Below are 19,949 nucleotides of genomic sequence, written 5' to 3' on the forward strand. Positions count from 1 at the left end.
TGCTCCAGGTCGTCAGCGTGTGGACAGCGCGGCCTTCATCACCGCACGGGCGATCGGGGCGGCCGCGAGGTTGCCGCTGATGTCGCCGCGCTTGGCGGTCGCGTCCTCCACGACCACCGCCACCGCGACCGCCGGCTGGGGTGCGCCCTGCGCCCTGGCCCAGGAGATGAACCAGGCGTACGGGGTACCGGCGTTGCCGACGCCGTGCTGGGCCGTGCCGGTCTTGCCGCCGACGCGGGCGCCGGGGATGGCCGCGTTCTTGCCCGTCCCCTCCTCGACGACCTTGACCATCAGCTCCTGCATCCGCAGCGCCGTGGCCGGGTTCATCGCGCGGCCCAGGGTGTGCTGGTCGCCGCGCCGGACCGGGGAGCCGTCGTCCTGGGTCGTGCGGTCCACCAGGTAGGGGGACTTGAGCTCGCCGCCGTTGGCGACGGCGGCCGCCACCATCGCCATCTGCAGCGGCGTCGCCCTGGTGTTGAACTGCCCGATCGAGGACAGCGCCAGCTGGTCCTGGCTCATGTCGGTGTCGAAGTTCGACCGGGACACCCAGGAGGGCACCCGCAGCCCGGCGTCGTTGAACCCGAACCGGCCCGCCGCCGCCACCATCCCGCGCAGCCCGACCCGGACCCCGATCTTCGCCATCACCGTGTTGCAGGACCACTGCACCGCCTCCGCCATCGAGGCGTCCTGGCAGCCCGTGCCCGCGTTCGGCAGCAGGGTGCTGGTTCCGGGCAGCGGGTAGGGGTCGGGGGTCTCGGTCGGGGCGTCCACATCGGTGACCACGCCCGCGTCGAGGGCCGCGGCCGCCGTCACGATCTTGAAGGTGGAGCCCGGCGGGTAGGTCTCGCGCAGCGCCCGGTTGAGCATCGGCCTGGCCGGGTCGGCGTTCAGCCTCGTCCAGGTCTCCTTGACCCGGGTACCGGTACCGGAAAGCAGACCCGGGTCGTACGAGGGGCTGCTGACCAGCGCGAGGATCTTGCCGGTGGCCGGTTCCACGGCGGCCACCGCGCCGCGCTTGCCCGCGAGTCCGGCGTACGCGGCCCGCTGCATGGCGGCGTGCACCGTGGTGGCGGCGTTCCCGCCGCCGGGACGGCCGCGGGAGAGGTCGTACCAGAGCGGGAAGGCGGAGAGCCCCGGGTCGGTGCCCGAGAGGATCGCGTCCTCGGCGCGCTCGACGAAGCTGGTCCCGTACGTCTGGGAGGAGTAGCCGGTGACGGGCGCGTAGAGCGGGCCGTTCTCGTACGTGCGCTCCCAGCGCAGCAGTTGGCCGCTGTCGCGGGAGCCGGTGACCGGCCGGCCGTCGACCAGGATGTCGCCGCGCGGTTCGGCGTACCGCTCGATGGCGGGGCGCTTGTTGGCCGGGTTGGCGCCGTACGCGGCGGACTCCCAGACCTGCACGCGGGCGACGTTGACCAGCAGGGCGACGAGCAGCAGGGCGCAGAAGTACGCGCACCACCGGATGTAGCGGATCACGCGGCTACCTCCTCGGCGGCGCGGGGGCGGGGGCGTCGGGCGCTGTCGCTGAGGCGGACCAGCAGGGCGACGATGATCCAGTTGGTGACGACGGAGGAGCCGCCCTGGGCCAGGAAGGGCATCGCCATGCCGGTGAGCGGGATGAGCCCGGTGACGCCGCCCGCGATGACGAACACCTGGAGGGCGATGATCGAGGCGAGCCCGGTGGCGAGGAGCCGCCCGAAGGGGTCGCGCAGGGCCAGCCCCGCCCGGAAGCCGCGGGACACGAGGAGCCCGTAGAGGAGCAGAATCGCGGTCAGGCCGACGAGGCCGAGCTCCTCGCCGGCGGTGGCCAGGACGAAGTCCGACTTCGCGGCGAAGCCGATGAGGAAGGACTGGCCGTGGCCGAGGCCGGCGCCGAGGAGCCCGCCGGCGCCGAAGGCGAAGAGGGACTGGGCGAGCTGGCCGGGGCCGTCGCCCCGCTCGATGGAGGCGAAAGGATTCAGCCAGTCCTCCACGCGGCTGTTCACATGCGGTTCGAAGGTCCCTACGGCATACGCCCCGAGGGCGGCCAGGAGCAGGCCGATCGCGATCCAGCCGATCCGGCCGGTGGCCGTGAACAGCATGATCACGAAGAGGCCGAAGAAGAGGAGCGAGGTGCCGAGGTCCCGCTCGAGGACGAGCACACCGACGCTGAGCAGCCAGATGGCGAGGATCGGCCCGAGGACGCGGCCGGGGAGGAGCCGGAGCTTCCAGAAGAGGCGGCGGCCGGTGAGGGCGAGGGCGGTGCGGTTCGCGGCGAGGTAGGCGGCGAAGAAGAGGGCCAGCAGGATCTTGGCGAACTCCCCGGGCTGGAAGGACAGCCCGGCGAACCGGATCCAGATGTGGGCGCCGTTGACCGCCGGGAAGAAGACCGGGACGAGCATCAGCACGAGCGCGGTGGCGACCGAGAGGTAGGCGTACTTCTGGAGGACGCGGTGGTCTCGCAGGAGGGCGACGACGAGGACGAAGAGGGTCACCCCGAGTGCGGACCAGCGGAGTTGGTCCCCGGCGGTGGGCTGGGTGGGGGTGGTGAGGTCGAGGCGCTGGATGAGGACCAGGCCGAGGCCGTTGAGCAGGGTCGCGATCGGGAGCAGGAGCGGGTCGGCGTACGGGGCCCGGAGCCGGACGGCGAGGTGCGCGAGCAGGGCGGCGGTGGCCAGGCCGGCGGCGTAGTGGGTGGCGGGGCGGGGGATGTGGCCGGTGGCCGCGAGGCCGACGGAGAGGTGACCCAGTACGGAGATCAGGACCGCGCCGGCGAGGAGTGTCAGCTCGACGCCGCGGCGCTTGGGGGCGCGGGCGTCGGGGGGCGGGGGCGGAGCGGGCTCCGTCACCTTCGCCGTCAGAGCGGTCATGGGGGAAACGTAGCAAGGGGGAGGCGAGTATGTCCGGTTATGTCATAGTGTGCCGAAGAGTCGTCAGAAACGGTCAGGACAGCCGTCAGGACAGCCGTCAGGAGAGAGGGGCCTCGGGGCATGGGACCTGTGGAGTTCATCGTCCTCGCCTTCCCGGAGGAGCAGCTGCGGGTGCCGGCCGTCGAGGCCGTGATGGGCCTGCGGAAGACCGGCGTGGTACGGCTGATCGACGGGCTCGTCGCGACGAAGACGGCGGCGGGCGAGGTGCTGGCCGCGGAGTTCGACGAGTTCGTCGAACTCCAGGGGCTGCTGGCGGGCCGGGACGTGGCGCGGCTGATCGGGCCGGAGGACGTGGAGGAAGCGGCGGAGCTGCTGGAACGCGGCAGCTGCGCGCTGCTGCTGGTGGTCGAGCACGTGTGGGCGCAGGACGCGGCGATCGCCGTACGGGCGGCGGGCGGGCGGATCGTGGGCTCGGTCCGGATCCCGGCGGACCGGGTCGAGGAGGTGGCGTGATGTTCATCCGACCGGTGGGCGTGACGGTGACGGCGGCGGCGCGGCCGGAGGGGCGACCGTTGCTGCGCGGGCTGTTGCGGAGGGCCGTGGGCGCCGGGGCCGGGGCCGGGGCCGCGGGGGCCGCGGGGGCGGCGGAGTGGGCGGTGCGGCCGGAGGTGGGCGGGGCCGGGGCCGGTGCCGGTGCCGGGGTCACGGGGGCGGCGGGGCGGGGGTACGCCTACGCCCGTGAGGCCGGGCCGGTGGTGGAGCCGCCGGGCGGCTCCACGGTGGTGGCGGAGCTGACCCAGCTGGCCGACCTGGCCCGGGAGGGGCTGCTGACGCCGGAGGAGTTCGCGGCGGCCAAGGCGTTGCTGCTGCGCCGCTGACCCTTGCCCTTGCCCTGGCCGGGCGGGGGTTCGGGGCCGGGGCCTCTGCCCTGGCCGGGCGGGGTGCGGGTGGGCCGTTGCCCTGGCCGGGCGGGGTGCGGGTGGGCCGTTGCCCTGGCCGGGCGGGGGTTCGGGCCGGGGCCGGTGCCGGGGTGGGGTGTCGTCCGGGACTGCATGATTTATGGCGCTGAACCCCGTCCAGTGGCGCGACCTCGGTTACGCCACAAATCACGTTTTACGTCCCGGCCAACACCCCACCCCGTCCCCGTCCCCGTCCCCGGCCAGGTGAGACTCCGGCCCCGTCCCCGGGCACTCCAGCCCCGCCGGCGATTGAGGCGCGGGGTCTGGGGCGGAGCCCCAGGGAATCGGGGCCCGGATGGGTGGTCCGCAGGACGTGGCCGACTCGGGTGGGGGATTCGTCGTACCGGGCGTGGGAGCATCGGCCGCTCCGGAGGTGATTACATGACAAAACGACTGCTTCGCGTCGCCTGCCTCGCCGCCACGGTGTTCGCCGCCGCGGGGCCCCCGCCCGCCGCGCACGCCGAGCCCGTCGGTGAGCTGCTGGTCCGGCTCCAAGGGCTGTACCAGAAGGCCGAGGAGGCCACCGAGGCCTACAACGCCACCGAGGTCGCCCTCAAGGCCCGGCAGGGCGAGGAGCGCCGGCTCACCACCGAGCTGGGGCAGGCCAGGTCCGCCCTCGGGGCCGAGAAGGCCACCGCCGGGCGGCTGGCGCGGGAGCAGTACCAGGGGGCTCAGGGGTTGTCCCCGTACCTGCGGATGCTGCTCTCCGGCGACCCCGGCCGAGCCCTGGACCAGCGTCGGCTCGCCGCCCGCGAGGGTGCCCGCCGGGCCGCGGTCGTGGCCCGGCTGGAGCGGGGTGAGCAGCGGGCCGACGTACTGGCCACCGCCGCCCGCAAGGCCCTGGACGCCCAGCAGACCCTGGCCGCCGAGCGCAAGCGGCATCAGCAGGAGGTCACCGGCCGGCTCAAGGAGGTCGAGAGGCTGCTGGCCGCGCTCACGCCCGAACAGCTGGCCCAGCTCGGCGCGCGCGAGGCGGCCGACACCTCCCACGCGCAGCGGGAGTTGGTGGATTCGGGCCGGCTGCCGGCCCGTACGGGCACTCCGACCGCGGCGGGCGGCGCGGCCCTCGGGTACGCGGCCGCGCAGATCGGCAAGCCGTACGTCTGGGGCGCCGAGGGGCCGGGGTCCTTCGACTGCTCCGGGCTGACCTCGCAGGCCTGGGAGCACGCCGGCCGCTCCATCCCCCGGACCAGCCAGGAGCAGTGGGCGCGGCTGCCCAAGGTGCCGCTGGACCAGTTGCGGCCCGGTGATCTGGTGGTCTACTTCCCCAAGGCCACCCATGTGGCGTTGTACGTCGGCGAGGGCAAGGTGATCCAGGCTCCCCGCCCGGGGGCGACCGTCAAGGTCTCCCCCATCGCGGCGAATCCGCTGCTGGGGGCGGTACGGCCGGATCCCGACGGGAAGCCCCTCGCGGCCTTCACCCCGCCGCCGCTGCCCGAGGCGGAGCCGGCGGGGGACGACACCGGTTACTCGGCCGAGGTGGCGCCGGCGGCGACTTCCGCCAGGTAGTCCGCCGCGTCCTCGGGGTCGTAGAAGTACGCGTCGAAGTCGGCCGGGTTGTCGAAGCCGTTGGCGAAGCGATTCGCCACCGGCTGGAGCTGCCCGGCCGCCCCGATGAGGTTCAGCACGTGCTCCGGCGGGACGCCCAGCATCGCGTTCGTCCACTGGGTCACCGGCTTGCCCGAGGTGAACCAGTACTTGTCGAAGGTCGCCTTCATCCACGCCTCGTCGAACGGGTTGTCCCCGTGCATCAGGATCGAGGAGAGGTACGAGGCCGCGCACTTGGCCGCTGCGTTCGAACCCTGGCCCGTGATCGGGTCGTTCGCGACGACCACGTCCGCGACGCCGAGGACGAGCCCTCCGCCCGGGAGGCGGCCGACGGGGTTGCGGACCACCGGCGCGTAACGGCCGGCGAGCGTGGCGCCCGCGTCCGTCAGCTCGGCCTTCGTCGCCCGCGCGTACTCCCACGGCGTGAACTTCTCCATGAGCTCCAGCGTCAGCGCCAGGTGCTCCGCCGGGTCGTTCACCCCGTTGAAGACGTCCAGCGGCCCGCCCGGGACGCCCTCCCAGAACAGGATGTCCGCCCGGCCCGACGTGGTCAGGGTCGGCATCACGAACAGCTCGCCGACGCCGGGGACCAGGTTGCAGCGGACCGCTTCCGTCTCCGGGTGCTCGGGGCGCGGCCCGAGGCCGTGCACGTAGCTGACCGCCAGCGCGCGCTGCGGGGCGTCGTACGGGGAACGCGCCGCGTCCCGCTCGAACATCGACACCAGCTCGCCCTTGCCCGCGGCGACGAGGACGAGGTCGTACGTACGGGAGAAGAAGTCCAGGTCGGCGACGGACGCGCCGTGGATGACGAGCTGCCCGCCGCGCTGCGCGAAGGTGTCGAGCCAGCCGGCCATCTTCACGCGCTGGTCGACGGACTGCGCGTACCCCTTGAGGCGGCCGAGCCAGTCGATGGCGCGGGAGGAGTCGGGCGCGGCGACCGAGACGCCCAGGCCCTGGATCTTCGGGGCCCGCTCCTCCCAGAAGTTCAGCTGGAGGTCCCGCTCGTGCTGGAGCGCCGTGTCGAACATGACTTGCGTGGACATGACCCGTCCGGTGCGGATCTCCTCCGCCGTCCGGTTGGACATGAGGGTGACCTCGTACCCCTTGGCCTGGAGGCCGAGGGAGAGCTGGAGGCCGGACTGCCCGGCCCCTACGACGAGTATCTTGCGCATCTCACGTTCTCGATTCGGGTCTCGGGTAGGTACGGGTCTATTCGGGAGTGGTGTCCAGGGCGTGGCCCACGAGGGTCAGCAGGGATTCGACGACCGTGTCCCGCCGCCGCGCGTCCATGATCACGACGGGGACGTGGGGCGGGATGGTGAGCGCCTCGCGTACGTCGTCCGGCTCGTACGACCGCGAGCCCTCGAAGTGGTTGACGGCGACGGCGTACGGGAGACCGCAGCTCTCGAAGTAGTCCAGGGCCGGGAAGCAGTCGCGCAGCCGGCGCGTGTCGGCCAGCACCAGGCCGCCGATGGCGCCGCGCACCAGGTCGTCCCACATGAACCAGAACCGCTCCTGGCCCGGCGTCCCGTACACGTACAGCACGAGGTCGTCGTCGAGGGTGACGCGGCCGAAGTCCATCGCGACGGTGGTGGTGTTCTTGTCCGGGGTTCCGGTCAGGTCGTCGGTCGGGGCGGCGGCCTGGGTCATCACCGCCTCCGTGCGCAGCGGGGCGATCTCGGAGACGGAGGACACGAAGGTGGTCTTGCCGACACCGAAGCCGCCCGCGACCAGCACCTTGACGGCGACGGGCGCGCGCGAACGGTCGTACTGCCAGGGCTGGACCGGCTCGTCGTCCAGGGCGCGGCGTCCGAAATGCATGGCCGGGTCAGAGACGGCGAAGGCCACTGAGCACCCTTTCGAGCAGTGCGCGTTCGGGGCGGCCGGTGCCGTGCCCCGTACCGTAGACGCGGAGGCGGCCCTGTTCGGCGAGGTCGCTCACCAGGACGCGGACCACGCCGAGCGGCAGTTTCAGCAGTGCGGATATCTCGGCGATCGTGCGCATGCGGCGGCACACCTCGACGATGGCGGGCATCTCGGGCATGCGGTCGGCCACCGTGACGGGACCGGCGTCGAGGGCGGCGACGAACGTCTCCACCAGCAGGACCTGGGTGAAGCGGGTGCGGCCGCCCGTGAGCGAGTACGGGCGTACGCGGGCGGGGCGGCGGTCGGCGCCGCGTATCGGCAGCCGGTCGGAGGCCGGACTCCTCACGGGGTTTTCTCCATCGACTGGCGCAGCTCACTGCGGACTTCGGGGGTCAGGACGTGGCCGGCGCGGCCGACGAACAGCGCCATGTGGTAGGCGACGACACTCATGTCGCAGTCGGGCGTGGCATGGACGCCCAGCAGGGATCCGTCGCTGATCGCCATGACGAACACGGAGCCGTGCTCCATCGCCACCATGGTCTGCTTGACGGAGCCGCAGTCCATGAGGGAGGCGGCGCCGGTGGTGAGGCTGCCGAGCCCGGACACGATGGTGGCCAGGTCGGCCGAGGCCCCGCGGGGGCCCTTGGGGCGGCCCTCAGGTGCCGCCGACCCTGTCTCCGACCCTGCCGGTGATTCCGCTGCCGGCTCGGAGGAGAGCAGCAGGAGGCCGTCCGAGGACACGACGGCGACGGAGTTCACGCCCGGCACCTCCTCGACCAGGTCGGTGAGCAGCCACTGCAGGTTGCGGGCCTGGGTGCTCGGTCCGTACGTACTGGGCGCGGTCATGTGCGTGCCTCCTGTGCGGTGTCCCCCTGGTCGGTCTGGGCCCGCCCCTGGCCCTGGCCCTGGTCCTGGTCCTGGTCCTGCGCGAGTTCGGCGGCGACGACGCGCCGACCGTCCTGGGCGCCCTGGTAGAAACCGCCGAGCCGGCGGCGCAGCTCGTCGGCGTCCACCCGGCGCGGCTCGGGGCGTACCTCGGCGGGGCGGCTGGGGACCTCCGTGGCGCGGGGGGTGCGCTTGGGGAGGCCCTTGTGGGTGAGCGGCTCGGACTCGTGCTCGGGCTCGGGCTCGGGATCCGGGTGGCTTCCCTGGCGGGGGATGAAGTCCTCGTCGGCGTCGGCCCGTCGGTGGGTGGGCTGGTCCGCGTCGCTCCGCGCGGGCGGAGCCGGCTCGTGGTCGTCCTGTACGGGTGCCACCTGCGCGGCATCCGGTTCCCGGGCGGCATCCCCCGGGGCGGGGTCCGGCGCCCTGAACGCCTCCGCGTCGGCGTCGGCGACGACCCGCGCGAGCAGTTCCTCGTCGGGACCGGGCCCCTCCGGCGTCTCGGCGGCGGGGGCGGGGGCGGGCACGGGCACGGTGAAGACCTGCTCGGCGGTGGGCAGCTCCGCGGCCTCGAACCCGTCGGCTTCGGGGACGGCCGTGGCCGGTTCCTCGTCAGCGGACGGCGGCACCTCGGCCGGCCCGGCCCCGGGCGCGGAGACCGTCAAGACCTGCTCCGCCGGGGGCAGCTCCGAGGCCTCGAACGCCTCGGACAGCGTGACCACCCGGTGCGGCTGTTCCCCGTCGGCGGAGGCCGACGCGTCGGCCTCCTCTGCCACGGCCGCATCCGCCCCGGGCAGTTCCTCGTCGGCGGAGGGCAGCGCCTCCGCCTCCGGGCCCTGCGCCTCGGCCGTGTCCTGTGCCGCGTCCCCGGACGCCGGCGCGTCGTCCTCGGCCGCCCCGGCCGCATCGACGCCCGGCCAGGGCAAGCGCGGCGGGAGGGTGTTCTCGTTCGCCTCGGCGATCGCTCCGGGCAGCCGCAGCGCGGGCGCGCCCGGCGTGGCCAGGGCGTGCACCGGCGAGGTCGGCGGGGTGGCCGGCAGCAGTGACGCCGGGACGATGACCAGCGCCTCCGTCCCGCCGTGCCGGGCGGCGCGCAGCTCGGCGCTCACGCCGTGGCGGGCGGCGAGCCGTCCGGCGACGTACAGCCCGAGGCCCAGGCCGTGTTCGGCTTCCGGCTCCTCGTCGTACGCGTCCGGGGTGGACAGCCGGGCGTTCAGCGAGGCCAGCCGGTCGGCGGTGACCCCGATGCCCTGGTCCAGGACGGACAGCACCACGTCACCGGAGTCCTGGAGCCATCCCGACACCTTCACCTTGGCGTCCGGCGGCGAGAAGGTCGTGGCGTTCTCCAGCAGTTCCGCCAGCAGGTGCGAGATGTCGTCGGCGGCGTGCCCGGCGATCTGCGTGGACGAGGGCAGCGCTGCCAGGTCGACCCGCTCGTAGCGTTCGATCTCGCTGACGGCGGCCCGCAGGACGTCGACCAGCGGCACCGGCAGGCTCTGGCCGTGGCCGTGCTCCTGCCCGGCCAGGACCAGCAGGTTCTCGTTGTGGCGGCGCATGACCGTCGCCAGGTGGTCCAGTTTGAACAGGGTCGCGAGCCGGTCCGGGTCGCCTTCCTTGGACTCCAGCTCCTCGATGACGCCGAGCTGCCGCTCGACCAGGCCGAGGGTCCGCAGCGACAGCGAGACGGAGGTGGTCGACATGACGCGGCGGTGCTCTTCGAGCCCGGCCCGCAGCTCCTTGAGCTTCGCCTCCAGCGCGTCGCGGCCCGTGGAGAGGGCCTCGTTGCGGCCGATGAGGCGGCGCCGGTCGGCGTCGAGCCCGGCGATCCGGGTGTGCAGGGAGACCGTCTGGTCCCGCACCGCGTTCAGGTGGCGCACGACCTCGGCGAACTCGTCGTTGCGGCCCGTGAAGCGCACCGGCTCCACCGAGCCCTCGGGGGTCGCGAGGCGTTCCGCGCCCCGGCGCAGCACCGACAGCGGCCGGGTCAGGGAGCGGGCGATCGCGGTCGAGAAGCCGACGACGAAGAGGAACAGCACGCCGAGTCCGGCGACCATCAGCTCCAGCCGGGTCACGTCGTCGTCGCGCAGGGATGCCAGGGCGGTGGCGCGCTGGCCGGCGAGGGTGGACTCCACCGACCGCATGCGGTCGATGCGGGCGGTGAGGGCGGCGCCGACGGCGCCCGCGTCGACCTTGCGGTCGGCCGGGGTCAGCGTGGGCCGGTCGGTGAGCCGCTTGAGGTAGTCGTCGGCGGTCTTGACCTCGGGGCCGGTGACGGTGACGGCGAGGGTCTGCCGTACGTCGGGCCGCGCGGTCCGCCCGAAGGCGTCGAGGGCGGCCTGCTCCCGTACGCGGGAACGCTGGGAGGCGGTGGTGAGTTCGTCCGCGACCGCCGAGTTGGGGAGCTGCTCGCCGCGGGGGACGGCCAGCGCGGCGAGCAGCAGTCCACGGGTGGCCGAGGCCTGTTCCACGGCCTGGCCGAGCGGGGCCAGCGGGCGGGTGGTGGCCAGGGCCGCCTCCGCGCGCGGCGGGGTGAGTTCGACGAGCCGGTCGCCCGGCGCGAGGACTTCGGCGATGACGCCCGCGTAGGCCTGGTGGGCGGCGAGGGCGCTGCCCTTGCCGCCGATCGCCTCGGTGCGGACGGCCGCGACCCGGGCGAGGGCCTGGCCGAGTTCCTCGTCGGCCTCCGCGCTGACCTCGGAGATCTGCCGGTCGGTGCGCAGGATGCGCTCGTCGACGGGTCCTCTGGCGGCGCCGGGGCGCCCCTTGGCCACGTACTCGATGACGGCGTCGCGCTCGTCGCCGAGGAGGTGGGCGAGGGTGAGGGTGTGCTGTGTCTGTTGCGCGAGGGTGACCAGGCGCTGGGAGTCGTTCAGTTCCCTCGTGGCGGAGACGACGGCGGGGGCGCCGGCCGCGAGGACGGTGAGTCCGGCGACCGCTACACCGACCACCAGCCTGCGGCGGACGCGGACGCGCCGTCCTGCTTCGGCGGGTCCGTCGGCGCTGGCGGTGCCGTTCTTCCGAGACCGCTTCTTCTGCACCGGTGCTCGCAATCCTGTACGTGTGCTCGTGCTCGTCTACTCGTGTGGCCGAGGTAACGGCCGGTCAACAAGTAAACGCCTCCTGCTCCCTCGTACCGCCACAGACCATTGCAGTGTGATGGGAAGAGAGCCGCGCAACGCCCACCTGGCCACTCGAACGAGTGAACATCACGGAGGAGTGGCCGACCAACTCGGCCCTCCGCTGTCAGAGCGCCCTCGTGGACGGGTGGTTGAAAGATCGAGCCGGGCTTTGGCAGTATGCCCGCCCACCATTTCCCGCGGGCCTTCGCGGGGCCGGGCGGCGCGCACCTCGCCGCATTGGTACGGACTTTCCCGCGCGTGAGGGCGCCGCCGGGGAGAATGTCCCCATGCGCATCGACCTGGCCTCGGCCGCCGGAAGTCCGGAACGCCCCAACGAGGACTGGGCGTCGGCCGCGATACCCGCATCGGGCGGCGGCGTCCTGGTCCTCCTCGACGGGGTCACTCCACCGCGCGGCGGGGACGGCTGTGTGCACGGCGTGCCCTGGTTCTCGACCCGGCTGGGTGGTCGATTGACCGAACTGTCCGGATCGCGGCGGGACATGCCCCTGGACCGGATCCTGGCGCGGGCCATCGGTGACACGGCCGACGCACACCGCGACAGCTGTGACCTTTCTCACGTACGGACTCCGCAGGCGACGGTCGTCATGGTGCGCTGGGACGAGGAGTACGTGGAGCACCTGGTGCTCTCGGACTCCGTACTGCTCCTCCGGGCGGCCGGCGGAGAGGTCTCGGCGGTGCTCGACGACCGGCTGGACCTGATCCCCCGCGAGGTGCTCGGCTCGGTGGCGGCCACCGACGCGCTGCGCAACGCCGACGGCGGCTTCTTCACGGCGGCCGCCGACCCGGCGGTGGCGGCCCGGGCGGTCACCGGGCGCACCCCGCGCGGGGAGGTCCGGGCGGTGGCGGCGCTCACGGACGGGGCGAGCCGGTGGACGGACACGTTCGGGGAGGGCGACTGGGCGGCCTGCCTGGACGTGCTGCGCAAGGAGGGCGCGGAGGGGCTGATCGGCCGGGTCCGCGCCATCGAGTCCGATCCGATGCGCCCGTCGGCCCCGTACAAACGCCACGACGACGCGTCGGCGGTTTACGCGGAGCTGTAACGGGGGAGTCGGCAGGGTTCGGGGTTACTCCTCGCCGGAGTTCAACTGGTGCAGCAGCCGGGCCAGTTCCGCCACTTCGCCGCGGTCCCAGTCGGCCAGCTTGCGCATGTACTGCTCGCGCCGGGCCCCCCGTACCTTCAGGAAGCGGGTCCGGCCCTCCTCCGTGAGGCCGACCAGGAAGGCGCGGCCGTCGGCGGGGTCCGGCTCGCGGGCCACCAGGCCCAGCACCTCCAGCGCCCGCAGCTGCCGGCTCATGGTGGCCTTGCCGACGCCGAAGTAGGCGGCGAGCTCGGTGGCCCGCTGGCGGCCTGCGGCCTCCAGCCGGACGAGGAGCCCGTACGCGGCGGCCTCCAGCTCGGGGTGCAGGGCACGCGCCATCTCTCCGGAGGAGGCGCGGGCACGCCGGAGGAAGACGGACAGTTCCCGCTCCAGGGCAAGGAACTCCTGGTCTTCACTCGCGTGCACGTCCGGCTCCCATCGGTGGTGTGTGACACCCCTGTACGAGCCTCCAGTATTTCGCAGCCCGTACGCCGGCCGCCCGGGGCCCCGCCGGAGCTCCGGACCCGGGCGGCTCGGCGGGGCAACTCGGCGGGGCAACTCGACCGGGCGTCGCGGCCGGTCAGGCGGCCTTGCTGAACGACACCACCGCCGGGGCGAGGGCGAGCTCCAGGACCTGGCGCACATCCGTCACCGGGTGCACCTCCAGCCCCTCCAGCACCTCCGCCGGGACGTCGTCCAGGTCGGCCTCGTTCCGCTTCGGGATGATCACGGTGGTCAGGCCCGCCCGGTGCGCGGCCAGGAGCTTCTGCTTGACCCCGCCGATCGGCAGCACCCGTCCGGTCAGCGAGACCTCGCCGGTCATCGCCACGTCCGTGCGGACCTGCCGCCCGGACAGCAGCGAGGCGAGCGCCGTCGTCATGGTGATGCCGGCGCTGGGGCCGTCCTTGGGCACCGCGCCCGCCGGGAAGTGGATGTGCACGCCCCGGTCCTTGAGGTCGGCGACCGGGAGCTCCAGCTCTGCGCCGTGCGAGCGCAGGAAGCTCAGCGCGATCTGCGCCGACTCCTTCATGACGTCGCCCAGCTGGCCGGTGAGCGTGAGCCCGGCGGCGCCCGTCTCCGGGTCGGCCAGCGAGGCCTCCACGAACAGCACGTCACCGCCCGCCCCGGTGACGGCGAGGCCGGTGGCCACCCCGGGCACGGCCGTGCGCCGCTCGGCGGGGTCCTGCGCGGACTCCGGGACGTGGTGCGGGCGTCCGATGAGCGCCCGCAGGTCGTCGGCGCCGACGCGCAGGGGCAGCTCCCGCTCCCCCAGCTCGTGCTGCGCGGCCACCTTGCGCAGCAGCCGGGCGAGGGAACGCTCCAGGGTGCGCACGCCCGCCTCGCGGGTGTACTCGCCCGCCAGCTTGCGCAGGGCGTCCTCCTCCAGGACCACCTCGTCGGAGCCGAGCCCGGCCCGCTCCAGCTGACGCGGCAGCAGGTGGTCGCGTGCGATGACCACCTTCTCGTCCTCGGTGTACCCGTCGAGGCGGACGAGCTCCATCCGGTCGGCCAGCGCCTCCGGGATGGCCTCCAGCACGTTGGCGGTGGCCAGGAAGACCACGTCGCTCAGGTCCAGTTCCACCTCCAGGTAGTGGTCCCGGAAGGTGTGGTTCTGTGCCGGGTCCAGGACCTCCAGCAGGGCCGCGGCCGGGTCGCCCCGGAAGTCGGAGCCCACCTTGTCGATCTCGTCGAGGAGCACGACCGGGTTCATGGACCCGGCCTCCTTGATGGCGCGCACGATCCGGCCCGGCAACGCTCCGACGTACGTACGCCGGTGGCCGCGGATCTCCGCCTCGTCCCGTACGCCGCCCAGCGCGACCCGTACGAACTTCCGCCCCATGGCGTGCGCGACGCTCTCGCCGAGGGAGGTCTTGCCGACACCCGGCGGCCCGACCAGGGCGAGCACGGCCCCGCCCCGCCGCCCGCCGATGACACCCATGCCGCGCTCGTCGCGCCGCTTGCGGACGGCGAGGTACTCGGTGATGCGGTCCTTCACGTCGCTCAGGCCGGCGTGCTCGGCGTCCAGGACCGCGCGGGCGCCGCGGATGTCGTAGGCGTCCTCGGTCCGCTCGTTCCAGGGCAGTTCGAGCACCGTGTCCAGCCAGGTGCGGATCCAGGATCCTTCCGGGCTCTGGTCACTGGCCCGTTCCAGCTTGTCGACTTCCTTGAGGGCGGCGTCCCGTACCTTCTCGGGCAGATCGGCCGCCTCGACGCGGGCCCGGTAGTCGTCGGACTCCTCGCCGTCCTCCTCCCCGTTGATCTCGCGGAGTTCCTTGCGCACCGCTTCCAGCTGCCTGCGCAGCAGGAACTCCCGCTGCTGCTTGTCCACGCCGTCCTGGACGTCCTTGGCGATGGACTCGGCGACATCCTGCTCGGCGAGGTGCTCGCTGAGCCACCGGACGGCGAGCCTGAGGCGGGCGACGGGGTCGCTGGTCTCCAGCAGCTCCACCTTCTGGGCGACGCTGAGGAACGGCGAGTACCCGGAGTTGTCGGCGAGCGCGGACACGCCCTCGATCTGCTGGACGCGGTCGACGACCTGCCAGGCCCCGCGCTTCTTGAGCCAGCTGGTGGCGAGCGCCTTGTACTCGGTGACCAGCTCGGTGACCGCCCCGGGGAGCGGATCGGGCACGCTCTCCTCCACGGTCTCGCCCTCCACCCACAGCGCGGCCCCGGGCCCGGTGGTCCCGGCCCCGATACGGACGCGGCCGCGCCCCCGGATGAGCGCCCCGGGATCCCCGTCGGACAGCCGCCCGACCTGCTCGACGGTCCCGAGCACCCCCGTGCCGGCGTACTTCCCGTCGACCCGCGGCACGAGCAGCACCCGGGGCTTCGCGCTGCCACCCGCCGCGGCCTGCGCGGCCTCCACGGCGGCGCGCACGTCGGCGTCGGACAGATCCAGCGGAACGACCATCCCGGGCAGCACGACCTCGTCGTCGAGCGGCAATACGGGCAGGGTGAGTGTTACGGACGTCGAAGCCATGATCTTCCCTCCGGCAGCGAAGTTGAGCTATGCCGACTCAATGCACCTGCGCCGCCCAATGTTCCCCACCACGCGTTCGCCGGGGGCGAACAGCGTTTCCAGCAGGGCTTTTAGGCCCGGCCGGGGGGTCGTCGGCAGGTCCGCGACCAGCTGCCGGCGCGAACGGGCGGCATCACGGATGGACGTCCGGGCGTGCGGGGGTGGGGTGGGCCGCTTAGCGTCGGCGTGCGCGGACCCGTGCCACCCGGGCGCGGGCCTCCAGGCGACCGAGGGGAACCTCCATGGCAGTCGTGATGACCTTTTCCTGGCCCGAGATCACACCCGATGTCTACGACACGGTGCGCCAGAGGGTGCGCTGGGAAGAGGACGCTCCGGACGGGTGCGTGCTGCACGCCGCGTGGTTCGTCTCCAACGGCCTCAACGTGCTGGACATCTGGGAGTCGGAGGACCACTTCAACCGGTTCATCGCCTCCAGGATCGCCCCCGTGCTCAAGGGGGAACTGGGCGTGCAGAGCGACCCCGAGCCGAAGTTCTTCCCCCTGCACAGGCGCTTCGTCGCCCCGGGTGTGAGTGGGGGCGGCGCCTGACGCCGCGTCGCGCGACGAACCCGCCGGCGTACGTCGCGTTCGTCGTACGGACGCCGGCCTCGGGCGGTCCGGCCCCGCCGCCCCGGGGTCAGCCCCCGGTGCCCGTCTCCACCGGGCGCAGCGCCGAAGGCATGCCCCATTCGCTCCAGGAGCCGTCGTACACCGCGAGGTCCGTGTACCCGGCGAGGTCGGCGCCGAGCGCCAGCACGCAGGCCGTCACCCCGGACCCGCAGCTGAAGCGGAGCCGCTCCCGGCCGCCGGTCAACGCCTCGAACACCTGGCGGAGTTCGCCCATCGGGCGCATCCGGCCGTCGGGCTGCTGGAGGTCGCCGAACGGCAGGTTCAGCGCGCCCGGCATGTGGCCGCCGCGCAAACCCGGGCGGGGTTCCGGGGCGGTGCCCTCGAAGCGACCGCGGGTGCGGGCGTCGAGGACGGCCGCGGCCGGGTCGGCCAGGGCGGCCGAGACCGCGGCGCTGTCCACGAGCAGCCCGGCGCGCGGCCGGGCGGTGAAGGAGCCGCGCGGGCCCTCGTACGCGGGTGCGGCGGCCTCGACGGGCAGTGCGGCGGCGGTCCAGGCGGGCAGCCCGCCGTCCAGGACGGCGGCCCGGTCGAAGCCCATCGCGCGCAGCATCCACCAGGCGCGGGCGCTGGAGTAGATGCCGGCGCCGTCGTAGACGACGACGGTGCTGTCCTCGTCGACGCCGAGGCCGCGCACGGCCTCGGTGAACTCGGCGGCGCCGGGCATGGTGTGGGGGGCGTCGGCGCCGTGGTCGGACAGGGCGCCGTCGAGGTCGAAGGGCCGGGCGCCCGGGATCCGGCGGCCTGAGCCCCGGTGGGCGCCGACGGAGGCGTCGAAGAGGACCAGGCCGGGCGAACCGAGGCGCCGGGCCAGCCACGCGGCGTCCACGAGCGGACCGGGCAGCGGAACGGGCAGCGACCCCGTGCCGGGGGGCGCGGAGTCGTCGAACGCGGGGTCGGGTGTGGTCATCGGGCACCTCCGGAGGGCTCGGCGGGCCGCTGCCGCCCGGGGTGCCCGGCGGCGGCGGCCCGCCGACTGTGCGACGCGGGTCGCCCCATCCTCCTGCGCGGTCCGGCCGGCCGTGCAACCGGCCCGTCACCAGGCCGGTTCGACCCTCACCGCCGGGGCTACCCGCAGCCGCCCGGCCTCGCGTACACCGCGACCCGGGCGCCCCGCACCTCGGCGGCCCCGCACAGCTCGAAGCCCTCGGCCAGCGCCTCCCGCTTGGCCGCCTCGCGCGGGTACGGGTCCAGGGGCTGTCCGGCCGGGTCCAGCAGGGCGATCACCCGGGGGGAGGCGGCCAGGGACCGCCGGATCGCGTCCGGTTCCCGCTCGGTGCCCTGGAGGCTGCGCGAAGCCGCCGGGGAGCGGTCCAGGGCCACGTCGCGCAGGCCCCCGTAGACCTCGGGCGAGGACAGCAGCCACTCCCGCCGCCGGGACGGCATGAACAGCACCGCGTCCCCCGGCCGGGCCCGCTCCCGCACGGCGGCGGCCACGGCGAGCACGTCGTCCTTGCGGCTGTCCGGGGTCCGCAGCCACACCGACCAGTACCCGAACGGCGCGAGCAGCACGGCCACCAGCACCCACGGCCACCACCTCCGCGCCTCCGCGAGCCGCGCCCCCGCGAGCAGCGCGAGCCCGGCCAGCGCGTACAGGACGTACCGGTCGACGTACCAGGGGTGGACGAGCGACACCGCCATCAGCAGCCCGGGCGGCAGCAGCGCGAGCGGCACGGCGACCCTTACGAGGTCCCGCGCCCCGGCCGCGCGGGCCAGCAGCAGCACCGCGCCCACCAGCACCGCGTACGCCACCCAGTCCTGCCAGCCCGGCCGCCCCAGCCACCCCAGCTGCTGCTGCGCCTGCCGCGCGCTCACCAGAGCCAGCGGCAACACCCCGGCCACGACCGCCCCGGCGCTCCACCGCCAGCCGCGGGCGCGCCGGGCGGCGGGGGCGTGCGCGAGCAGGGCCAGTACGGCGAACTCGTGCAGCCAGCAGCCGAGCAGCAGCACCAGCGCGTACGCGGCCCACCGCTCGCGCAGCATCAGGTACGTCGCCCAGACGACGGCCGCGGCGACCAGGGCGTACGAGCGGCCCTCCTGCGCGTACATCTGCACGGGCGGCAGCACGGCGTAGGCGGATCCGGCGATCAGCGCGGCGCGTTGCGACCTCGGAGGGCCCACCAACCGGTGGGCGAGCGCGGCCACTCCGGCGGCGGCGAGGGCCGTGGCGGCGACGGAGGGCAGGCGCAGCGCCCACAGCCCGCCGTCCCACAGGCCGAACACCGCGTGCGTCAGCAGGTAGTAGAGGCCGTGCACGGCGTCGACCTGCCCGAGCAGCTCCCACAGACCGCCGAGCGGGCGGTGGGCGACCTGCCAGGTGACGGATTCGTCGCGCCACATGCTGCCGCCGCCGGGGCCGCGTTCCAGAGCCCAGAGGCCGAGGACGGTGGCGAGGAGCGGGGGCACCACGCGCCAGGGGGCGATGCGGCTGATGTCGGCCTCCGGGTGCTGTTCGAACGGGTACGGCGGACTCCATACTCGGGGTTCGGTGCGGTGCGGGTCCCTGCGGAGGTGGGTGTGCGAGCGTTCCGGACGGTGGCGGTGGCGGTGACCGTGGTGCTGGCGGGCGTGGTGGCCCTGTCCGGGTGCGGCTCGGGCGGGCCGCCGGAGCCGGACGGCGCCAACGGCGGCAGCGCCGGCCCGCGTACCGCGACCACGGCGGATCCCCACCCGGGCCCGGCCGGCAGCCCCGCCGCGAGCCCCGGCGCGAGCCGGTCCCCCGCCGCCGGCGAGACCCTCGTACGGGTCTCCCGCAGCGGCGGCTTCGCCGGTGAGACCCGCACCCTCGTCGTCACGGGCGACGGCTCCTGGACCCGCCTGGACGGCCGGGCGGAGCCGGAGGGCTCCGGCAAGCTGACGGCGGCCGGGCTGGAGGCCCTGCGCACCGCGCTCCGGCAGGCGGACTTCGCCCGCCTGCCCCGGGTCGCGACGGCGGAGCGGCCGGTCCACGACGGGTTCATGTACGCCTTCGTCCACGGCGGCTTCGAGGTGGCCGCCGACCAGTCCTCGCTCGCGCCGGGCCTGGAAAAGGTCCTGGCCACGCTCCCTGGTCTGGACCAGGCGAGCTGAGCGGTGTCGGGCGAATCACACACGGACACCGCCGGCCGCGAGCCCGTTGCCGTACCACGCCGACGGGGCGATCCCTGTCCGAACCCCGCATAGCCGCAGGCCGGTGCCTCCTCTACGCTGCACCCCATCACGCGGGATCTTCAGGGGCGGGACATGGAACAGACACACACCACCCACAACGGCGCCGCGGCCACCCCCGGCGCCCAGCGGCGCGTGCTCGTGGTCGAGGACGACCGCACCATCGCCGACGCCATCGCGGCCCGGCTGCGCGCCGAGGGCTTCCAGGTGCAGGCGGCGTACGACGGCCCGGCCGCCGTGGCCGCCGCCGAGAGCTGGCTCCCCGAGCTGCTCGTGCTGGACGTCATGCTGCCCGGCTTCGACGGGCTGGAGGTGTGCCGCCGGGTCCAGGCGCAGCGGCCGGTCCCGGTGCTGATGCTCACGGCCCGCCACGACGAGACCGACATGCTGGTCGGCCTCGGGGTCGGGGCGGACGACTACATGACGAAGCCGTTCTCGATGCGTGAGCTGGCCGCACGGGTCCACGTACTGCTGCGACGGGTGGAGCGGGCCACGATGGCCGCGCACACCCCGCGCGCGGGCACGCTGCGCCTGGGCGATCTGGAGATCGACCACGCGCAGCGCCGCGTCCGCGTGCAGACCGAGGACGTGCACCTGACGCCGACCGAGTTCGACCTGCTGGTGTGCCTCGCCGGCACTCCCCGCGCGGTGCTCTCGCGGGAGCAGTTGCTGGCGGAGGTGTGGGACTGGGCCGACGCGTCCGGGACCCGTACGGTCGACAGCCACATCAAGGCACTGCGCCGCAAGATCGGCGCGGAGCGGATCCGTACGGTCCACGGCGTCGGGTACGCCCTGGAGACGCCGGCGCAGGCGTGAGCTGCTGCAAGCGCCGGGACC

The 19,949-nt window shown here is 74.1% G+C and carries 18 protein-coding genes; 7 read left to right on the plus strand and 11 right to left on the minus strand.

Features of this window, described 5'->3' with window-relative positions:
* Positions 1 to 12 precede the first annotated feature (12 nt).
* Together ACWDYJ_RS08525 and ACWDYJ_RS08530 are read right to left on the minus strand one after the other, a co-directional pair.
* Positions 13 to 1,473 (minus strand): penicillin-binding transpeptidase domain-containing protein, encoded by a 1,461-nt coding sequence (locus ACWDYJ_RS08525; RefSeq protein WP_451564731.1) that lies wholly within the window; start codon positions 1,471 to 1,473, stop codon positions 13 to 15.
* On the minus strand, positions 1,470 to 2,846 hold the full coding sequence (locus ACWDYJ_RS08530; RefSeq protein WP_451564732.1) for an FtsW/RodA/SpoVE family cell cycle protein: 1,377 nt from the start codon (positions 2,844 to 2,846) through the stop codon (positions 1,470 to 1,472). The genes ACWDYJ_RS08525 and ACWDYJ_RS08530 overlap by 4 nt, the downstream gene beginning before the upstream one ends.
* 120 nt (positions 2,847 to 2,966) lie before the next feature.
* Between ACWDYJ_RS08530 and ACWDYJ_RS08535 the strand changes: the two genes are divergently transcribed.
* The 3 genes from ACWDYJ_RS08535 (at position 2,967) to ACWDYJ_RS08545 (ending at position 5,314) form a co-directional block, all read left to right on the plus strand.
* Entirely contained in the window at positions 2,967 to 3,359 is a 393-nt protein-coding gene (locus ACWDYJ_RS08535; RefSeq protein ID WP_451564733.1) for a DUF6325 family protein, read from the plus strand.
* A complete protein-coding gene (locus tag ACWDYJ_RS08540; protein WP_451564734.1) occupies positions 3,359 to 3,724 on the plus strand; it encodes a hypothetical protein in 366 nt (121 codons plus the stop codon). The genes ACWDYJ_RS08535 and ACWDYJ_RS08540 overlap by 1 nt, the downstream gene beginning before the upstream one ends.
* A gap of 462 nt (positions 3,725 to 4,186) precedes the next feature.
* Positions 4,187 to 5,314 (plus strand): NlpC/P60 family protein, encoded by a 1,128-nt coding sequence (locus ACWDYJ_RS08545; RefSeq protein ID WP_451564735.1) that lies wholly within the window; start codon positions 4,187 to 4,189, stop codon positions 5,312 to 5,314.
* Here ACWDYJ_RS08545 and ACWDYJ_RS08550 read toward each other — a convergent pair.
* From ACWDYJ_RS08550 to ACWDYJ_RS08570, 5 genes are read right to left on the minus strand one after another with little or no spacing between them, the layout of a single operon-like run.
* Complete coding sequence (locus tag ACWDYJ_RS08550) at positions 5,272 to 6,525, minus strand: styrene monooxygenase/indole monooxygenase family protein (RefSeq protein WP_451564736.1); 1,254 nt, start codon at positions 6,523 to 6,525, stop codon at positions 5,272 to 5,274. The genes ACWDYJ_RS08545 and ACWDYJ_RS08550 overlap by 43 nt on opposite strands.
* 37 nt (positions 6,526 to 6,562) lie before the next feature.
* Positions 6,563 to 7,174 (minus strand): GTP-binding protein, encoded by a 612-nt coding sequence (locus ACWDYJ_RS08555; RefSeq protein ID WP_451564737.1) that lies wholly within the window; start codon positions 7,172 to 7,174, stop codon positions 6,563 to 6,565.
* Between the two features lie 7 nt (positions 7,175 to 7,181).
* Positions 7,182 to 7,565 carry a DUF742 domain-containing protein gene (locus ACWDYJ_RS08560; protein ID WP_451564738.1) on the minus strand — a complete coding sequence of 128 codons (384 nt, stop codon included), beginning with the start codon at positions 7,563 to 7,565 and terminating at the stop codon, positions 7,182 to 7,184.
* The gene (locus tag ACWDYJ_RS08565) at positions 7,562 to 8,065 is read right to left on the minus strand and encodes a roadblock/LC7 domain-containing protein (protein WP_451564739.1); all 504 of its coding nucleotides are present in this window, start codon (positions 8,063 to 8,065) and stop codon (positions 7,562 to 7,564) included. Before ACWDYJ_RS08565 ends, ACWDYJ_RS08560 begins: the two co-directional genes overlap by 4 nt.
* Positions 8,062 to 11,139: a nitrate- and nitrite sensing domain-containing protein gene (locus ACWDYJ_RS08570; RefSeq protein ID WP_451564740.1), complete on the minus strand. Its 3,078-nt coding sequence runs from the start codon at positions 11,137 to 11,139 to the stop codon at positions 8,062 to 8,064. The genes ACWDYJ_RS08565 and ACWDYJ_RS08570 overlap by 4 nt, the downstream gene beginning before the upstream one ends.
* Positions 11,140 to 11,507: 368 nt before the next feature.
* Between ACWDYJ_RS08570 and ACWDYJ_RS08575 the strand changes: the two genes are divergently transcribed.
* Entirely contained in the window at positions 11,508 to 12,281 is a 774-nt protein-coding gene (locus ACWDYJ_RS08575; protein WP_451564741.1) for a protein phosphatase 2C domain-containing protein, read from the plus strand.
* Positions 12,282 to 12,305: 24 nt separating this feature from the next.
* Here ACWDYJ_RS08575 and ACWDYJ_RS08580 read toward each other — a convergent pair whose 3' ends face one another.
* Both ACWDYJ_RS08580 and lon read right to left on the minus strand, forming a co-directional pair.
* Complete coding sequence (locus ACWDYJ_RS08580; protein ID WP_451564742.1) at positions 12,306 to 12,746, minus strand: MarR family winged helix-turn-helix transcriptional regulator; 441 nt, start codon at positions 12,744 to 12,746, stop codon at positions 12,306 to 12,308.
* 154 nt (positions 12,747 to 12,900) lie between these two features.
* Positions 12,901 to 15,300 (minus strand): endopeptidase La, encoded by a 2,400-nt coding sequence (lon, locus tag ACWDYJ_RS08585; protein WP_451564743.1) that lies wholly within the window; start codon positions 15,298 to 15,300, stop codon positions 12,901 to 12,903.
* A gap of 281 nt (positions 15,301 to 15,581) precedes the next feature.
* On the opposite strand from lon, the gene ACWDYJ_RS08590 reads away from it, so the two are divergent.
* Positions 15,582 to 15,887: a hypothetical protein gene (locus ACWDYJ_RS08590; protein WP_451564744.1), complete on the plus strand. Its 306-nt coding sequence runs from the start codon at positions 15,582 to 15,584 to the stop codon at positions 15,885 to 15,887.
* Positions 15,888 to 15,975: 88 nt separating this feature from the next.
* On the opposite strand, the gene ACWDYJ_RS08595 is transcribed toward ACWDYJ_RS08590, so the two are convergent.
* Positions 15,976 to 16,875: a sulfurtransferase gene (locus ACWDYJ_RS08595; RefSeq protein WP_451564745.1), complete on the minus strand. Its 900-nt coding sequence runs from the start codon at positions 16,873 to 16,875 to the stop codon at positions 15,976 to 15,978.
* Positions 16,876 to 17,033: 158 nt separating this feature from the next.
* Positions 17,034 to 18,374, minus strand: coding sequence for a glycosyltransferase family 39 protein (locus ACWDYJ_RS08600; protein WP_451564746.1), 1,341 nt, complete (start codon positions 18,372 to 18,374; stop codon positions 17,034 to 17,036).
* Between the two features lie 108 nt (positions 18,375 to 18,482).
* Between ACWDYJ_RS08600 and ACWDYJ_RS08605 the strand changes: the two genes are divergently transcribed.
* On the plus strand, positions 18,483 to 19,034 hold the full coding sequence (locus tag ACWDYJ_RS08605) for a hypothetical protein (RefSeq protein WP_451564747.1): 552 nt from the start codon (positions 18,483 to 18,485) through the stop codon (positions 19,032 to 19,034).
* A gap of 153 nt (positions 19,035 to 19,187) precedes the next feature.
* Positions 19,188 to 19,928 (plus strand): response regulator transcription factor, encoded by a 741-nt coding sequence (locus ACWDYJ_RS08610; protein ID WP_451564748.1) that lies wholly within the window; start codon positions 19,188 to 19,190, stop codon positions 19,926 to 19,928.
* Positions 19,929 to 19,949 lie beyond the last annotated feature (21 nt).

It is taken from the genome of Streptomyces sp. NPDC003042 (assembly GCF_053591315.1).